Genomic DNA, 16487 nt, shown 5'->3' with positions numbered 1-16487 from the left:
TTTTAATAGCTGTTTATGCCCGTCCGACAAGGGTTACAAGCACTTTTGATGCACAAAACGCGGTAAAAGCACGACAAATCAAGCCCCGGCGCTTTTTTCAGATCAAATTTGTCTTGAGCCCATACCGGTCTTGAGCTAACAGCTATCTATTGAATAGCAAACTCCGTCACCCCAGCACCGCCACACCCTTGACCTGCGCAAACACCGCACGGCCCGGCTGCAGTTGCAGCGCCGCCGCCGACTTGCGGGTGATGCGCGCCAGCAGCGTGCTGCCGCCGGCGTCCAGGCTGACCATGAGCTGGCCGGGGCTGTCGTCGGCAAGGCCGGTGACGGTGGCTGCGAGCACATTGAGCACGCTGCTGCCTTCCTGCCGCTGCAGACTCAGGCTGACGTCGCGCGCCTGGATGCGCAGCCGCACGCGCTGGCCGGGCAGCAGCGCCTGACTCGGCAGGCTGATCTGCCCGCCGGTAAATTCAAGGTGGCTCAATTGCCAGGCCGGCTCCAGATGTGTCACCACGGCCGCAATCACAGCCGCCGCAGCGTCACCATGGGCCATCGGCAAATCGAGCCGGGTCAACAGTTCACGCGTCGCCCCGGCCGCCGTGACACGTCCGGCCTCCAGCAGCAGCATGTGATCGGCCAGGCGCGCCACTTCGTCGGGCGCGTGGCTCACATAAAGAATGGGGATTTCCAGCTCATCGTGCAGGCGCTCCAGGTAAGGCAAGACCTCGGCCTTGCGCTGCAGGTCCAGCGCGGCCAGCGGCTCGTCCATCAGCAGCAGGCGTGGGCTGGTGGCCAGCGCCCGCGCGATCGCCACGCGCTGGCGCTCGCCGCCCGACAGCGTAGCGGGCCGGCGCGCCATCAGCGGTGCTATGCCCAGCAGTTCAACCGCCTGCGCCAGCGAAACGCGGCGCTGTGCCGCCGGTACGCGGCTGCGGCCATAGTCAAGGTTGCGCCGTACGTCCAGGTGGTCGAACAAACTGGCGTCCTGGAACACAAAACCCAGGGGGCGGCGGTGCACCGGCAGGAAGACGCCGGCGGCATCGTCCTGCCAGACCTCACCATTGACGGACAAGCGACCGCTGCCGGCCCGTTCCAGCCCGGCGATGCAGCGCAGCAAGCTCGTTTTGCCCGAGCCGGAGACGCCGAAAATCGCGGTCACGCCGCGTCCGGGCAAATCGAATGCGACATCCAGCGTGAAACCGCCGAAGCCATGGCGAAAAGCGCCAGCGATGCCGCTCATGCGCCCTGCCCGCGCCGCCGGCTAGCGGGCTGCAGCGCATACAGCGCCAGCAACACGAGGAAAGAAAACAGCAGCAGACCACCGGCCAGCCAGTGCGCCTGCGCATATTCCAGGGCCTCGACGTGGTCGTAGATTTGTACCGACAACACCCGCGTCTGCCCGGGAATGTTGCCGCCCATCATCAATACGATGCCGAATTCCCCTACCGTGTGCGCAAACCCCATGACCGCGGCTGTCAGGTAGGCGGGACGCGCCAGTGGCAGTACCACCGTCACAAAGGTGTCCAGCGGCGACGCGCGCAGGGTCGCAGCAACTTCGAGCGGACGCTCGCCGATGGCCTCAAACGCATTTTGCAAAGGCTGCACCACAAAGGGCAGCGAATAAAACACCGACCCGACCACCAGCCCGGCAAAGCTGAACGGCAGCAGGCCCCAGCCCAGCGACTGTGTCAGTGCACCGACCGGGCCCTGCGGCCCCATCAGCACCAGCAGGTAAAAACCGAGCACCACTGGCGGCAACACCAGCGGCAAAGCCACCAGCGCGCCAACCAGCCCCTTGAGCCTGGAGCGTGTGCGTGCCAGCCACCAGGCCAGCGGCGTGCCAGCCAGCAGCAGCACGATGGTGGTTGTCGCAGCCAGCTTGGCCGTCAGCGCGATGGCTTGAAAAGCAGCGTCGTCCAGCATGTCGGTGGAACCTCAGGGCTGGTAGCCGAAGGAGCGAATCACCGCCTTGGCCTTGTCGGTTTTCAGGAAGGCCAAAAGCTGCTGCGCCGCCGGCTTGTCTTTTCCTTTGGCCAGCAACACGGCGTCCTGGCGAATGGCGCTGTGCAAGGTCTCGGGCACGATCCAGGCCGAACCTGTCTTGAGCTTGCCGCCTTCATGGACCTGGGACAGCGCAACAAACCCGAGGTCGGCATTGCCGGTGGCCACAAAGCTGAAGGCCTGGCCCATGCTTTCACCTGTCACGAGTTTCGGCTCCAGCGCCGCCATCACGCCGAGCCGCGTCAACGTCTCCACCGCCGCCGCGCCAAAGGGCGCGAGTTTGGGTGCGGCAATCGCCAGCTTGCTAAAGCCGCCTTTTCGCAGGACATCGCCCTGCGCATCGACAAGGCCCGGCTGCGCTGACCACAAGACCAGCCGGCCGGTCGCATAGGTGAAGCGGCTGCCGTCGATCGCCGCGCCCTCCTGCGCGAGTTTCTTCGGGGTCTCGTCGTCAGCAGCCAGAAAGACCTCGAACGGCGCGCCATGGCGAATCTGCGCGTAGAACTTGCCGGTGGCGCCGAAGGACAATACCGCCTTGTGGCCGCTGTCTTTCTCAAACTCCGCAGCGATGCGTTTCATGGGCGCGGTGAAGTTGGCCGCCACCGCGACCTGGACGTCGGCAGCCAGCGCCGGCGCGGCCAGACACAGCAGCCACACAGGCAGAAAACACAGGGCCTTGACACGCATGAACACTCCGCAGCAACCAGAATTTTCGCTATTCTATTTTAGAATAACGGGTCTGCTGCCGTTTGCATCATTTTTTGGTCATGAAAAAATCCAGCCCCGCCGCCCTGTCTTTCGGCAACGCCCTCAGCCATGAGCCTGCCGACAAACGCATCGACATCCTGCGCCTGATCGGCGAAAGTGGCTCGATCTCCCAAGCCGCCCGCGATGCCGGCGTCAGCTACAAGGCGGCCTGGCAGGCCATCGACACCCTGAGCAACCTGGCCGGCGGCATGCTGGTGCAGCGGGCCGTCGGCGGCGCGGGCGGCGGTGGCGCCCTGACACCGATGCCGGGCGCCAGTTGTTGACCATTGCCGCGCGACTGGCCGAATCACGCCGGGAAGTGCTGGCCGGGGCGGCGTCGGAGCCTGACGCGCCGGTGTTGACCCACATCGGCGTGCGCACCAGCATGCGCAACCAGTTGCCCTGTCGGGTCGGCAGGCTGGAGGTCAAAGGCCAGACTGTGCGTGTATTTCTGCAACTGCCGGACGGGACAGCACTGGTGTCACGCATCACCAAAGCCAGCGCCGAACTGCTGGGCCTGAAGAAAGACCTGGCGGTGCTGGCCCTGTGCAAGGCCACGGCCGTGGTCATCACCCCACTGCTCACCCATCGCGACAGGGGCCAACAACTGCACGGGCGGGCCGAGCGTGTCAGCCGCGGCGTCTCGGGCGACGAGGTGTCACTGTTGCTGGACGCCGGGTTGCAACTGGTGGGATTTGCCGCGCCCGGCAGCGGGATCAAGGCAAAAACGCCGGTGAATGCGCTGATCGACGAGGCTGCCGTGGTGATTGCGCTGGCCGCTTGATGTGATGCCGCGGTGATTGCTTCATTAGCAGCAGGCAATGTAATTCATAGTAAATATCTATCAATTTAATCAAATCAACAGCGTTATACTATTCATTCACCAGCCCCTTTGAGCTGTTTTTCACCACCAACAGAAAGCGATTTCATGTCCCTGATCAATACCCCCGTCCAGCCGTTCAAGACCCAGGCCTACCTCAATGGCAAGTTCATTGACGTGTCCAACGAAACGCTGAAAGGGAAATGGTCGGTCCTGATCTTCATGCCGGCCGCTTTCACCTTCAACTGCCCGACCGAAGTCGAGGACGCAGCCGACAACTACGCCGAGTTCCAGAAGGCTGGCGCCGAGGTCTACATCGTGACCACCGACACCCATTTCTCGCACAAGGTGTGGCATGAGACCTCCCCTGCCGTCGGCAAGGCCAAGTTTCCGCTGGTCGGCGACCCCACCCACGTGCTGACCAAGGCTTTTGACGTGTTCATTCCCGAAGAAGGTCTGGCATTGCGCGGCACCTTCGTGATCGACCCCGCCGGCATGATCAAGACGGCCGAAGTCCATTCCAACGAAATCGCACGCGACGTCAAGGAAACCCTGCGCAAGCTGAAAGCTGCCCAGTACACCGCCGCCCACCCCGGCCAGGTCTGCCCTGCCAAGTGGAACGAAGGCGCCAAAACCATTGCACCGTCGATCGACCTCGTCGGCAAGATCTAAGACCCGCGACGCCAGCCCGGGCAAAGCACACCTCGGTGTGCCCCGGGCTTTTTTGTTCCCTTTTGACACGATATTGACAGTGAAAGTGAGTTTTTCATGCTCGACGAAGCCACCAAAGCCCAATTAAAAACCTACCTTGAACGCGCCACACAGCCGATCGAGATCGTCGCTTCGCTCGACGACAGCGAGGCTTCGGGCGAAGTGTTGTCGCTGCTGAAAGACGTGGCCGAGTCCTCGCCGCTGGTCACGCTGACCGAAAGCCGCGACGACCCGCACCGCAAACCCTCGTTTTCCATCAACCGCCCCGGTGAAAACCACGGCCCGCGTTTTGCCGGCCTGCCCATGGGCCACGAATTCACCTCGCTGATCCTGGCGCTGCTGCAGATCGGCGGCTACCCGCCCAAGGTCGAGCAGGCCATGCTGGAGCAGATCCGCGCGCTGGACCGCGACCTCGACTTCGAGGTGTATGTCTCGCTGACCTGCCACAACTGTCCTGACGTGGTGCAGGCCCTGAACCTGATGGCGGTGCAGAACCCGCGCATCAAGACCACCATGATCGAGGGCGGCACCTTCCAGGACGAAATCAAGGAGCGCGAGATCATGGGTGTGCCCACGGTCTTCCTCAACGGCACCATGTTCGGCAACGGCCGCATGAGCCTGGAAGAAATCCTGGCCAAGATCGATACCAGCGGTGTCGAACGCGAAGCCAAAAAGATTGATGCCAAGGATCCCTTCGATGTGCTCATCGTTGGTGGTGGCCCGGCCGGCGCAGCCGCCGCCGTCTACGCGGCACGCAAGGGCATACGCACCGGCGTGGCCTCCGAGCGTTTCGGCGGCCAGGTGCTCGACACCCTGGGCATCGAGAACTTCATCTCGATCAAGGAAACCGAAGGCCCCAAATTCGCACACGCACTCGAAGAACATGTGCGCAACTACGACGTGGACATCATGAACCTGCAACGCGCCAAGGCGCTGGTGCCAAACACCGGCGCGGGCAAGGACATGATCGAGATCCAGCTCGAAAGCGGCGCTTCGCTCAAAAGCAAGTCAGTCATCATCTCCACCGGCGCGCGCTGGCGCAATATCAACGTGCCCGGCGAGCAGGAGTTCAAGAACAAGGGTGTGGCTTACTGCCCGCATTGCGACGGTCCGCTGTTCAAGGGCAAACGTGTGGCGGTGATCGGCGGCGGCAACTCCGGTGTCGAGGCGGCGATTGACCTGGCCGGTATCGTCGGCCATGTGACGCTGGTCGAGTTCGACACCGCGCTGCGCGCCGACGCGGTGCTGCAGAACAAGCTCAAGAGCCTGGCCAACGTCGAGGTGTTCACCAACGCGCAGACCACCGAGATCACCGGCGACCAGAAAGTCACCGGCCTGGTCTACAAGGACCGCGCGACTGGCGAGCTCAAGACCGTGGCGCTCGAAGGTGTGTTCATCCAGATCGGCCTGGTACCGAACACCGACTGGCTCAAGGGTGTGGTGGATTTATCCAAACACGGCGAGATCATCGTTGACGCACGTGGCCAGACATCGGTACCCGGTGTCTTTGCCGCCGGCGACGCGACCACCGTGCCCTTCAAGCAGATCATCATCGCGGCCGGCGACGGCGCCAAGGCGGCGCTCGGTGCTTTTGATTACCTGATCCGTAGCCCTGCCACTGCGCACTGAGCGGCCACGGGCCCTGCTCTCGAAAGCCCGCCGCTGGCGGGCTTTTTTTCGCGCTGCAATCAAGTGCAATACGAACGGTTATCACACTCACACGCAAGCAGACCTCGCCCGCATGGGAATGCTTGAGTTGAGGCGTTTGTGCGGAGACAATCACAGCAATCAACCAACAATCAAACAAAAAAGGAATGCCATGAAAGGCGACGCACAAGTCATCACCCATCTGCAGGCCCAGCTCAAAAACGAGCTGACTGCCATCAACCAGTACTTCCTCCACTACCGCATGTACAAGCATTGGGGTCTGGACAAGCTGGCCAAGAAGGAATACGAGGAATCCATCGGCGAGATGAAACACGCCGACAAGCTGATGGACCGCATCTTCATGCTTGACGGCCTGCCCAATCTGCAGGACCTCGGCAAACTCATGATCGGCGAGGACGTGCCGGAAGCCCTGGCCTGCGACCTAAAGGCCGAAACCGGCGCCCAGGCCACCATCAAGGCTGGCATGGCCCACTGCGAAAGTGTGCGGGACTACGTCTCACGCGACTTGCTGCAGGGCATCCTCGACGACACCGAGGAACACATCGACTTTCTGGAAACCCAGATCGAGCTGATCAACAAGGTGGGTATCCAGAATTATCTGCAGAGCCAAATGGGTGAGCTGAGCTGAGGCGGCGCCTACAGCTAAAACACAACGGGGCCCAGCCCCGTTTTTTGTGGTCAAACGGCGTCATTAATACGAATAGTTCTCATTTATAGACTACAATAAAACTCCGCCAGCCCATACCTTTGAGGTGTGAAGCCAGCCAGCAACCCTTGCCTGCGCCTGTGCTTCATCATGATTCTTCCCGCTTTTTTCAATCAGATTACCCCTCCTGCCCGCGCCACGATTGCGCGCAGAGCTACAAAACGCATAGCAAATTTCGCTTTGACGCCGCTGGCCCTGTGCGCCGCGCAGTGGGTGCAGGCCCAGGTTCTGCCGGACATCACTATCCGCGCTGACACCGAACAAGGCTACTCGCCCACGACCAGCAGCACTGCCACCAAAAGCAGCGCGCCGTTGCGCGACATTCCGCAGACCGTCAACGTGGTACCGGGCGAGCTGCTTCGTGACCAGGCCGCACGCTCGCTGGAAGACGCATTGCGCAACGTACCGGGTGTCGCCGCAAGCCATGGCGACGGCCAGCGCGACCAGGTGGTGATTCGCGGCTTTTCCGCCATATCCGACCAGTTTTCCGACGGCCTGCGCGATGACGCGCTGTACTTTCGCGACCTGTCCAATATTGAGCGGGTCGAGGTGCTCAAAGGGCCCTCAGCCGTCCTGTACGGTCGCGGCTCTTCCGGCGGCCTCATCAACCGCATCACCAAAAAACCGAAATTCGGCGAGACAACGGGCGAAGCGGGGCTTGTATTGGGCAGCCACCAGCTCAGGCGCGTGGAAGCCGATGTGAACCTGCCGCTGGGCGAAGCAGCAGCCTTTCGCCTGAACGCGGCGCGCGAAGACTCCGGGAGCTACCGCGACCAGCAATTCGTGGACCGCTACAGTTTTGCGCCTTCGCTGGCGCTCAAGCTCAGCACCCAGACCTCCCTGCTGCTGCAATACACCAAGGCGCGCGACCAGCGCGTGACGGACTTCGGCATCCCGGCGCTCAACGGCCGCCCGGTCGATGTGCCCGCCAGCACCTATTACGGTTCAAGCAGTGCACGGCGCGACGACACCAGCACCAGCCAGGTCGATACCTACACCGCCACGCTGAACCACAGCTTCAATGACGTCTTCAGCGTGCGCAACACCAGCCGCTACTACAGCTACGAGCTGGACCGCTACAACACCCTGCCCAGTGGCACGACAGACCCGGTGGCGCTAACCGTCGGGTTGACCCGCAGCGCCGTCTTCCGGGACGAATCAGGCTGGTTCAACCAGACCGACTTCACCTATAAAAATACGCTGGGGGGTTTCAAGCAAGAGTGGCTCTTTGGCATGGAAATGGGGCGACAGAAACGCCGCTCCGAATCCATCTCGGCCGGCACCGTGGCGCGGGTGTCCATCTTTAACCCAAGCCTGGCGACAATCCCGGCATTCAGCGCGGCCAGCCTGGCAGCCGACAGCGCGATTCCCAACAACACCACGCAAGACGTGCTGGGTGTGTATCTTCAAAACCAGCTCACGTTGGCGAAAAACTGGAAAGCGCTGGCCGGACTTCGTTATGACGAATTCAGGCAATCCACCACTTTTGAGCGCAAGCTCACGCCCCTGGCCCGTACCGACCGCAGCTTCAGTCCGCGCGCCGGTCTGGTGTGGCAGCCCACCGATGCGCAGTCGCATTACCTCTCGTACAGCCGCTCCTTCCAACCGTCGGCCGAAGCCTTTGCTCTGGCCGGCAGCAACGTGGCCAATGAACCGGAGGTCACGCGCAATGTTGAAGTCGGCAGCAAGCTCGGTCTGCTGAACGGCGCGCTCAGCGTGACCGCGGCCCTGTTCAACCTGCAGCGCAGCAACATCAAGAACACCGACCCGGCCAACCCCAGCCAGCAAATCAACGTGGGCACGCAGCGCACCAACGGGCTGGAACTCACGGCCAGCGGTCGCCTGCCGGGCCGGTGGGACGTGAGCGCGGGCTACGCCTATCTTGACGGCGAAATGGTGGCGTCCGTGGCGCGGGTCAGCTCGCTGCAATTGCCGGTGGTTTCAGTGCCGTCGCTGGGCAAGGTGCCGGCGCTGACGCCACGCCACTCGGCGTCGCTCTGGGCCATGAAGGACATCGGCAACGGCTTCAGGCTGGGCGGCGGGCTCAACTATGTCGGCGAGCGTTTTGCCTCGCTGACCAACCTCGTCGTCCTGCCGGCTTACCTGACCGGGGACCTGGCCGGCAGCTACAGGACCGGGCGCTACGAGTTCGGGGTGAACCTGAAAAATATCACCGACAAGAAATACATCGTCTCCAGCCATGGCAGCAACGACAACCTGATTTTGCCTGGCGCGCCGCGTGAGTTGCAGGTCAGCATGCGCGTCAAATTCTGATTGTCATCATGCGGAATTCATTAAAACACTCTCTAGCCCATATGGGACCGGCGCAAGCAGCTATTAAATCAATAGCAACCTTCTCACTGGCACCGATCGCACTGTGCCTCGCGCAGATGGCCGCGGCGCAAACCCTGCCGGGCATCACTGTCAGGGAAGAAGCGCTCAAGGAAACCGCCACCAGCCCGGTCATCGGCTACCGCGCCAGCCGTTCGGCCAGCGCCACCAAAACCGACACGCCGCTCAACGAGACGCCGCAATCGATCTCGGTCATCACGCGCGAACTGATCGAAGACCAGGGCGCAGCCAACCTGCAGGACACCCTGCGCTACACACCAGGCGTTTTCGCCAACACCTACGGTTTCGACAACCGCGGCGACTGGGCCAACATCCGCGGCACGGCCTTTGTGCAGTACCAGGACGGCCTGCGCATGCTGTTCGGCGGCTACAACAACATCCGCCCCGACCCCTACACGCTGGAACGCGTGGAAGTGGTGCGTGGCCCGGCGTCGGTGCTGTACGGTCAGGGCGGTTTTGGCGGACTGGTCAACATGGTGTCAAGGCGCCCCCAGGCGGATGCACAAAAGCAGATTGACCTGTCGGTCGGCAGCTTCAGCCGCAAACAGGTGGCGATGGACCTGACTGGCCCGCTCAATGCCGATGGCACCCTGCTCTACCGCCTCATCGCGCTCGGCCGCGACAGCGGCAGCCAGGTGGACCATGTGCCGGACGACCGCAGCCTGCTGGCCCCCGCATTGACCTGGCGGCCCGACACGCGCACCAGCGTCACGCTGTACGCCAACGCGCAAAAAGACCTGTCGGGCTCGTCGGTGGGCTTTTTTCCGTGGCGCGGCACGCTGCTGCCGGCGCCACGCGGCCAGACTCCTACCCACACCTTCATCAGCGAGCCTGGGTTCGACGAATACCGGGCCGAACAAACCGTGGTCGGGTATGAGGCCTCTCACCAGTTCAATGACACCTTCACCATCAGGCAAAACCTGCGCAAGAGCGACAGCAAGGTCAGCTACAAGTCGCTGTATGCGCGCTTCGCCCCAGCGCCGGTGCTCAATGCCGACGACCAAACCATCAACCGCACCATCATCAACCAGCAAAACGAGGCCGATGCGCTGACGGTTGATACACAGGTGCAGGCCAGGTGGCGCAACGGTGCGCTTGAAAACACCCTGCTCGCTGGCTGGGACTGGCAGGACGTGACCCTGGGCGGTGGCCGCGCCAGCGCCAATGCGCCCGCCATCAACGTCTACGCGCCGGTGTATGGCAATTTCACGCCGCTGGGAGCCGTGCCGATTGTTCCGACGGTGCAGACGCAGTCGGGCCTGTACCTGCAGCATCAGGCCAAGTGGAACGAACGCTGGATCGGTGTGGCCGGCCTGCGCCATGACAAGGCCACGTCGGACACCGGCGGCGCTACAGCCTCGAAAATCGACAGCAGCGCCACCACGGGCCGCCTCGGCCTGGCCTATGCCAGCCCCGAAGGCTGGACGCCGTATGCCAGCTACTCTGAATCCTTTGTGCCTGTGGCCGGTGTCAACTTCTTCGGACAGGCCTACCAACCACAGAACAGCCAGCAGCAGGAACTGGGCCTGAAATTCCAGCCGCCCGGCAGCAACACCAGCTACACCGCGGCGATCTACAACATCCGCGAAACCAACCGCCGCACACCCGACCCGACCAACCCGCAAAACCAGGTACAGATCGGCGAGGCTCGCATCAAGGGCTTTGAGCTGGAGGCCAATGTGGCGGTCACGCGCGCCTTCGACCTGATTGCCGGCTACAGCCAGACCGACGCCAAAGTCAGCAAGTCCAACACCGCTGCCGAACTCGGCAAACGCCTGTCCAGCGTGCCCGGCGAACAAGCCTCGCTGTGGGGCCGCTACAAGTTTCAGCTGGCGGGCAAGGGCGGGTTCTCAGTGGGCGCAGGCTTGCGTTATGTCGGCAGTTCGTGGGACGGCCGCGACATTCTGGAAACACCGGCCTTCACCCTGCTGGACGCCATGCTCGGCTACGAACAAGGTCCCTGGAAAGCCAGCTTCACCGTCAACAACCTGACCGACAAGGTACATGTCACCACCTGTTTGAACCGAGGCGACTGTTTTTATGGCGCGCGCCGCACCTTGACGGCCAATCTGCGCTACACGTTCTGAAATTTTTTCAAGGAGCTCTCCATGACCAACCGACACCTGCGTACCTTCAAATCCATGGCTTTTTTCACCGGCATGTTGTTGCTGGGCAGCGCTCAGGCGCATCACGTCTGGATCGAGCAACCCGCACCCGGCCAGAAAGCCGGCAACGCCACCTTTTTCTTTGGTGAATTCGGCGGCAACCTGCGCGAAGCCTCGCCCGGCTTGCTGGACAAGTTTCCGCAGCCAGTGGCCTTCAAATTGTCGGCCAAGGGGGAACAGGCGCTGGTTATCAGCAAAACCCCAGTGGGCTTCGCCATCGCCGCGCGCGCAGCCAAGGGCGAGTCCATCGTGGCAGAAGAGCCGGCCTACCCGATCAGCGAACGCAAGGAGGGTGACAAAACCCTGCGCAGCCTGTACCACCCGGCGGCCCGATTGGTAACCGACTCCGGCAAACAAGACCCGAAGCTGACGCTGGACCTGGTGCCCACCGGCAACGCAGGCAAAGACGGCGTGGAAGTGCAGGCGTTTTACAAAGGCCAGCCGCTGCCCAAGGCAAAAGTGGAGGTCATCACCGCTTCAGGCTGGTCGCAAACCCGCTACAGCAACGCGGAAGGAAAACTCAAAGTCTCAATGCCCTGGCGCGGCACCTATGTGCTAGAGATGAGCCACAGCGACAAAAACGGCGGCGAGCGTACCGCAGCCGGTGGTCCCGAAACGTATGACCGCGCCAGCTACGTCACCAGCCTGACCTTGATGCAGCCTGCCGGCATCGCCGCTCTGCCATCGCCCGCGCCCGCCGCACCGAACAAGTGAAGCGATTGGCCCAAAACAAGTGATTGAACCGGGACGGGACATGCACACCAGCGTCAACATCTTCAAACAAAATACGGCTTCACCCCATATGCAGCCGTCATATGCAGCTATTAAATCCATAGCGTATACGGATTTGAAACGAAGCCATCAGTCGTCACTGCGCCAGGCCCGCGCCGTGGTGCTGCGGGTCGCAGGCGCCGTTGCCGGTGGATACGCCTTCACCACCGCATCGGTTGGCCTGATGTCGGCGAGTCTGGCGCTTGGCGGCATGCCGCGCAGCGACGCAGTGGTACTCGCTGCCATGCTCGGTTTCGTCATTTATCTGCTGGTGTTGCTTTGGGCATTTAGCGTGCGCAGCCTCGTGCGGCTGTGGGCCACGCTGACGGGGGCTGGCTTGTTGGCGGCAGGGCTGACTTTCGTCGTCCATTGAGGAGCGCAAATGGAGCCGACTTTTCGTCAATCCATGGCCGGGCTGCACACCTGGGCCGGGGTGGTGATCGGAAGCCTGCTGTTTGCGATTTTTTGGATGGGCACGCTCAGCGTGTTCGACCGCGAGATTGACCGCTGGATGAACCCCGGCTCGCGCCTGAGTCCGGCGCTGGCATCGCAGGCCATCCAACTGGACGGCCCGATCACCGACAACGCGATGCGGCTGACGCAGGGAAGCGACCAATGGTTGATGCGCCTGCCCAGCGAGCGTGTGCCCGCCCTTGAACTGCGCTGGCGCGACGAGAAAACCAAAACAACGGAGCGCCGTTACCTGCACCCGACAACTGGCGCCGTGCTGCCGCATACCGACACGCTGGCAGGCACGGGCTTTATCTTTCCGTTTCACTACAGCCTGCATCTGAAATGGAAAGACATCGGTTACTGGCTGGTGGGGCTGGCAGGCATGGCCATGCTGGTGATGGTGGTCAGCGGCGTGGTGATTCACCGCAAAATCTTCGCAGACTTCTTTTTATTTCGCCCCAAAAAACAAACCCCGCGTGCCAGCCTGGACTTACACAACCTGTCCGGCGTGCTGAGCCTGCCATTTCACTTTGTCATGGCGCTGTCGGGTCTGATCATCTTCATGGGCATTTACTGGCCCAGCAGTTACAGTGCCGCCTACCCGGATGCCAAAGACCTTGCAGCAGCGCGGCAGGCCTTCAACCAAGACGGCTATGGGCAGTACAAACGGCCGAGGAGCGGCGCGTCCGGCGCGCCCATCGCTTCCCTGGACGGCATGCGCGCGCAGGCTGGCGCACAGTGGCAAGGCGCAGAGGCCAACTTCATCCGCGTCTGGCATCCGGGTGACCAGGCCAGCTATGTCGAGCTGCGCCGCACTTACGCCGACAGCGTCACCATGAACCTGGACCAGCTCTATCTGGACGCGCGCTCGGGCCAGCCCCTGCACAGTTTCACCGCCCAGCCGGTGATGACGGCGCAGCGGTTTATCAGTGGCCTGCATTTCATCCAGTTTGAGCACTGGCTGCTGCGCTGGCTGTACTTTCTGGCAGGCCTGTCGGGCTGCATCATGATTGCCACCGGCTTCATCTTCTGGCTCGAACGCCGCCGCGCCAGCCATGCCAAAAAAGGGCTGCACGGCGTGCGTGTGGTTGAAGCGCTGGCGGTGGCCAGCGTACCCGGCATCATGGTCGCGACCTGCCAGTTTTTCATCGCCAACCGGCTGCTGCCGCTGGACGCTTCCTGGGGCGGCTATTCGCGCGCCGGGCTGGAAATGGGGATCTTCTATGTGAGCTGGCTGGCAATGCTGGCGCATGCGGCCTGGCGCGCCCGCCACGCATGGCGTGAGCAAAGCGCCTTGCTCGCCGTGCTGGCCGCCACGGCCGTGGCCCTTAACTGGGCCAGCACCGGCCATCACCTGATTCACACGCTGGGTCAGGGCTTGTGGGCGGTGGCTGGCATGGACCTGATGCTGCTTGCCAGCGCCGCCCTCGCCGCCTGGACAGCGCGCCAACTGGGGCGCACGGCCGAAGAACACCCGTTGCGCGCGGCAAGCACCACAAGGGCTCGCCATGCGTGAGACCGCCTGCGCCCTGGCGGGCTTGATGGCTGCGTGGCTGGGCTTTGCGCTGCTGGCGCTGAGCCAGGAACGCCACTTTGTTCGTGTTTATCAGTCAACTATGCCCCCAGCCCCTTTTCTGCTTACCCAACGCGCTATCGGTTTCATAGCAATTGGTGTGAGCCTGGTGTGTTGCATCGCGGGTCATGGCGTCAGTTTCGGCAGCCTGTTGTGGGTGCTGTCTCTCTCAGCCGCGGCCATGGCCATGGCCCTGACGCTCACCTGGCGTCCGCGCTGGCTGTCCGGTTTGGCGCGGGTGCTAGGCCTTGTTCTGTCTTTTTCATCACTTCCGAGGTAAGCCATGTTCCAAACACTGTTGATCGCTTTTCGTGAGGGGCTGGAGGCCCTGCTGGTGGTGGCCATTGCCACGCTCTACCTTCGCCGCACGGGACGGGAGCATTTGCTCGGGGCCATTCGCAGCGGCCTGGCGGTGGCAGTGACCCTCTCGCTTCTGCTCGGTTATGCCTTGTCCCGGATCGGCGCCCTGTCCCCCACGGCCGAGGGCGTGACGGCACTGTTGGCAGCAGCTGCAGTGATCTGGTGCGTGGTACACATGATGAAGGTCGGTAAAAACATGGGCCGCGACATCCAGGCCCGGCTCGACCAGGCATCGGTTCTGGATGGCTCAAAAGCGTGGTTTGCCGTCTTCGGTTTCACGCTTTTCATGGTTGGCCGCGAAGGCGTGGAAACCGCCACCATGCTGGCCTCGCTGGCGTCCAGCGCAGAGCTTGGTTACATGGTTTGGGGGGGACTGCTGGGTCTGGCTCTGGCGATTGCGATTGCCGGGGCCTGGGTGCGGTACGGCAAGGCTGTTGATTTGGGCCGGTTTTTCCGCGTTACTGCCTGGTTCATGCTCGTGTTCGCGGCGCAGCTGGTGGTTTACGCTTTGCACGAGTTCACCGAGTCTGCGTTGATTCCCGGTATCGACAATGCCTGGTGGCATACCGCTACCGAAGACCTGGCCGAAGGCACGACCGCGCAGTTGATCTCGCTGGCGTTGGTGGTGGTGCCCACGGTATGGCTGGCGGCCGCGCACTGGCAGGACCGGCGCGCAGGCCAAAACTTGGCCCGACCATAAATAGGTTATTGCAAATGCGACAGATTCGTATTTATAATAATGCAACGAATCACCAACCAGCAAGCCAATCCATGATTGTTTGTGTCTGCCGCCGAATCTCTGACCGCGAAATTGCCCGCCACGCCCGTGCCGGTCTGGGTTTCGACGAGATCCAGTTCGAACTGGGTGTCGCCACCCAGTGCGGCCAGTGCGAAGGCTGTGCGCGCGACGTGGTCGCGCAATGCAACGGCAGTTGCCCGACCGCAAATATCAAGCTGGGGATGCCCCTCCCCATTCCCGCCGAGCGCGGCGGGGCTTTTGCGGGATGAGCCGTGAGGCGCAAAACCCAAGACAAGGCTTTCTGCCTTGCCTGGTTTTGGAACGAAGCGGATCGCCCGCAAAACCACGCCCCTTCGGGTTCGGCCCAAAACGGGCGCTTTCCTCACCAAACCCCTTGCGTGTGCTTCAGCACACGCAGCGTGGTGTTGGCGAGCAAATCATACCGTTTTGGACCCGAACGCGCATGGCGGGAATGGGGAGGGGCATCCCCCACCAACCCCCTGGAAGGCAGCGCATGGAATCCTCCCTCACCTTATTTGCAACTCTCGCCGGCAGTCTGATCCTCGCGGTGGGCCCGCTCTGGTGGATTTTTCGCCCTTGACCGATCTGGCCGGCATCCGCTGCGCATTTGCGTCTGCATGAGTCTGAACAGGCCCTAAACTCCTGATGAACGCCCCTGTCCTTTCGACTCCTCCCGTTTTCTCCTCTGCCCAGGCCACCGTGCGCAAACCCCTGAATCGCAACCTCGTGATTGCCACCAGCGTGGTCGTCTTTCATGTCGCGGTGTTGTGGGCCATGCAAAACGGCCTGCTGCGCCGCGCGGCTGAAATCGTGGTGCCCGTGGAGATGCTGACGCGCATCATCGAGATCGAACCGCCCAGGGTCGCACCACCCCCACCGCCCCCTCCACCGTCACCTCCGCCCAAGGCGGTGTCCAAGGTGCCGAGGCCCCCGCCCTTGCCGGTGGCGGTTCGCGAGCCGGTGCCGTCATCGGCGCCCCATGCACCTACCGGTGTGGTCGAGCCGCAGCCGCCGGCACCGCCGATTCCCGCCCCGCCCGCCCCGCCCGCCCCGCCCGCCCCCCCCGCGCCCACGCCTCCGGCACCACCGGCGCCGCCGCGCCTGGTCGAAGTGACCCAGGGCGAGACCGAATACATCCGGCCGCCACGCGTGGTCTACCCGTCGCTGAGCAAGCGCAACGGCGAGTCCGGCGTGGTTGTCATCGACGTGTACTACAACGCGGCCGGCCGTGCCGTGCGGGCCAGCGTCTTCAAGTCCAGCGGTTTTGAGCGCCTGGACCGCGCCGCCTACGAGGCGGTGATGGCCTCGCAAGTGACACCTTTCCGCCGCGCGGGCTCCGATGCCAATACCGAGTACCTGCTCAAGGCCCCGATTAATTTTGTTCTGGAGTAAGCATT

The 16487-nt window shown here is 62.6% G+C and carries 17 protein-coding genes; 14 read left to right on the top strand and 3 right to left on the bottom strand.

The features are described from left to right. Positions 1–166 precede the first annotated feature (166 nt). Genes modC through modA form a run of 3 tightly spaced genes read right to left on the bottom strand, consistent with a single transcriptional unit; the run spans position 167 to position 2691 of the window. Complete coding sequence (gene modC / locus ACH2CW_RS10370; RefSeq protein WP_395057772.1) at positions 167–1243, bottom strand: molybdenum ABC transporter ATP-binding protein; 1077 nt, start codon at positions 1241–1243, stop codon at positions 167–169. Beyond that, entirely contained in the window at positions 1240–1926 is a 687-nt protein-coding gene (modB, locus tag ACH2CW_RS10365) for a molybdate ABC transporter permease subunit (protein ID WP_395057770.1), read from the bottom strand. Before modB ends, modC begins: the two co-directional genes overlap by 4 nt. A 12-nt stretch (positions 1927–1938) precedes the next feature. After that, positions 1939–2691 (bottom strand): molybdate ABC transporter substrate-binding protein, encoded by a 753-nt coding sequence (gene modA, locus ACH2CW_RS10360; protein WP_395057768.1) that lies wholly within the window; start codon positions 2689–2691, stop codon positions 1939–1941. An 80-nt stretch (positions 2692–2771) separates the two neighbouring features. Between modA and ACH2CW_RS10355 the strand changes: the two genes are divergently transcribed. The 14 genes from ACH2CW_RS10355 to ACH2CW_RS10290 all read left to right on the top strand — a co-directional run bounded on the left by ACH2CW_RS10355 (position 2772) and on the right by ACH2CW_RS10290 (position 16482). Next, positions 2772–3035 carry a winged helix-turn-helix domain-containing protein gene (locus tag ACH2CW_RS10355; protein WP_395057766.1) on the top strand — a complete coding sequence of 88 codons (264 nt, stop codon included), beginning with the start codon at positions 2772–2774 and terminating at the stop codon, positions 3033–3035. Beyond that, a complete protein-coding gene (locus ACH2CW_RS10350; RefSeq protein ID WP_395057764.1) occupies positions 3029–3535 on the top strand; it encodes a molybdopterin-binding protein in 507 nt (168 codons plus the stop codon). The genes ACH2CW_RS10355 and ACH2CW_RS10350 overlap by 7 nt, the downstream gene beginning before the upstream one ends. 144 nt (positions 3536–3679) lie before the next feature. Next, on the top strand, positions 3680–4243 hold the full coding sequence (gene ahpC, locus ACH2CW_RS10345) for an alkyl hydroperoxide reductase subunit C (RefSeq protein WP_395057762.1): 564 nt from the start codon (positions 3680–3682) through the stop codon (positions 4241–4243). Between the two features lie 96 nt (positions 4244–4339). Further along, positions 4340–5911: an alkyl hydroperoxide reductase subunit F gene (gene ahpF, locus ACH2CW_RS10340; protein WP_395057760.1), complete on the top strand. Its 1572-nt coding sequence runs from the start codon at positions 4340–4342 to the stop codon at positions 5909–5911. 190 nt (positions 5912–6101) lie between these two features. Beyond that, complete coding sequence (gene bfr, locus ACH2CW_RS10335) at positions 6102–6578, top strand: bacterioferritin (protein ID WP_395057758.1); 477 nt, start codon at positions 6102–6104, stop codon at positions 6576–6578. 168 nt (positions 6579–6746) lie between these two features. Next, positions 6747–8930, top strand: a complete 2184-nt coding sequence (locus ACH2CW_RS10330) for a TonB-dependent receptor (RefSeq protein WP_395057756.1) — start codon at positions 6747–6749, stop codon at positions 8928–8930. Positions 8931–8938: 8 nt separating this feature from the next. Beyond that, entirely contained in the window at positions 8939–11095 is a 2157-nt protein-coding gene (locus ACH2CW_RS10325) for a TonB-dependent siderophore receptor (RefSeq protein ID WP_395057754.1), read from the top strand. A 21-nt stretch (positions 11096–11116) separates the two neighbouring features. Next, positions 11117–11887, top strand: coding sequence for a DUF4198 domain-containing protein (locus ACH2CW_RS10320; RefSeq protein ID WP_395057752.1), 771 nt, complete (start codon positions 11117–11119; stop codon positions 11885–11887). A gap of 40 nt (positions 11888–11927) precedes the next feature. Beyond that, positions 11928–12317 (top strand): hypothetical protein, encoded by a 390-nt coding sequence (locus tag ACH2CW_RS10315; RefSeq protein ID WP_395057750.1) that lies wholly within the window; start codon positions 11928–11930, stop codon positions 12315–12317. 9 nt (positions 12318–12326) lie between these two features. Then, positions 12327–13913 carry a PepSY-associated TM helix domain-containing protein gene (locus ACH2CW_RS10310; RefSeq protein ID WP_395057748.1) on the top strand — a complete coding sequence of 529 codons (1587 nt, stop codon included), beginning with the start codon at positions 12327–12329 and terminating at the stop codon, positions 13911–13913. Beyond that, a complete protein-coding gene (locus ACH2CW_RS10305; protein ID WP_395057746.1) occupies positions 13906–14250 on the top strand; it encodes a DUF3325 domain-containing protein in 345 nt (114 codons plus the stop codon). The genes ACH2CW_RS10310 and ACH2CW_RS10305 overlap by 8 nt, the downstream gene beginning before the upstream one ends. A 3-nt stretch (positions 14251–14253) precedes the next feature. Further along, entirely contained in the window at positions 14254–15030 is a 777-nt protein-coding gene (locus tag ACH2CW_RS10300; RefSeq protein ID WP_395057745.1) for an FTR1 family protein, read from the top strand. 71 nt (positions 15031–15101) lie between these two features. Continuing rightward, positions 15102–15338 (top strand): bacterioferritin-associated ferredoxin, encoded by a 237-nt coding sequence (locus tag ACH2CW_RS10295; protein ID WP_395057743.1) that lies wholly within the window; start codon positions 15102–15104, stop codon positions 15336–15338. Positions 15339–15735: 397 nt separating this feature from the next. Next, positions 15736–16482 (top strand): energy transducer TonB, encoded by a 747-nt coding sequence (locus tag ACH2CW_RS10290; protein WP_395057741.1) that lies wholly within the window; start codon positions 15736–15738, stop codon positions 16480–16482. The last annotated feature ends 5 nt before the right edge of the window (positions 16483–16487 follow it).

The sequence above is a fragment of the Polaromonas sp. genome (assembly GCF_043778355.1).
Taxonomy (GTDB): Bacteria; Pseudomonadota; Gammaproteobacteria; order Burkholderiales; family Burkholderiaceae_C; genus Polaromonas.
The sequence above is the reverse complement of the archived record's forward strand: the minus strand, read 5'-3'. Positions and strand labels throughout refer to the sequence as shown.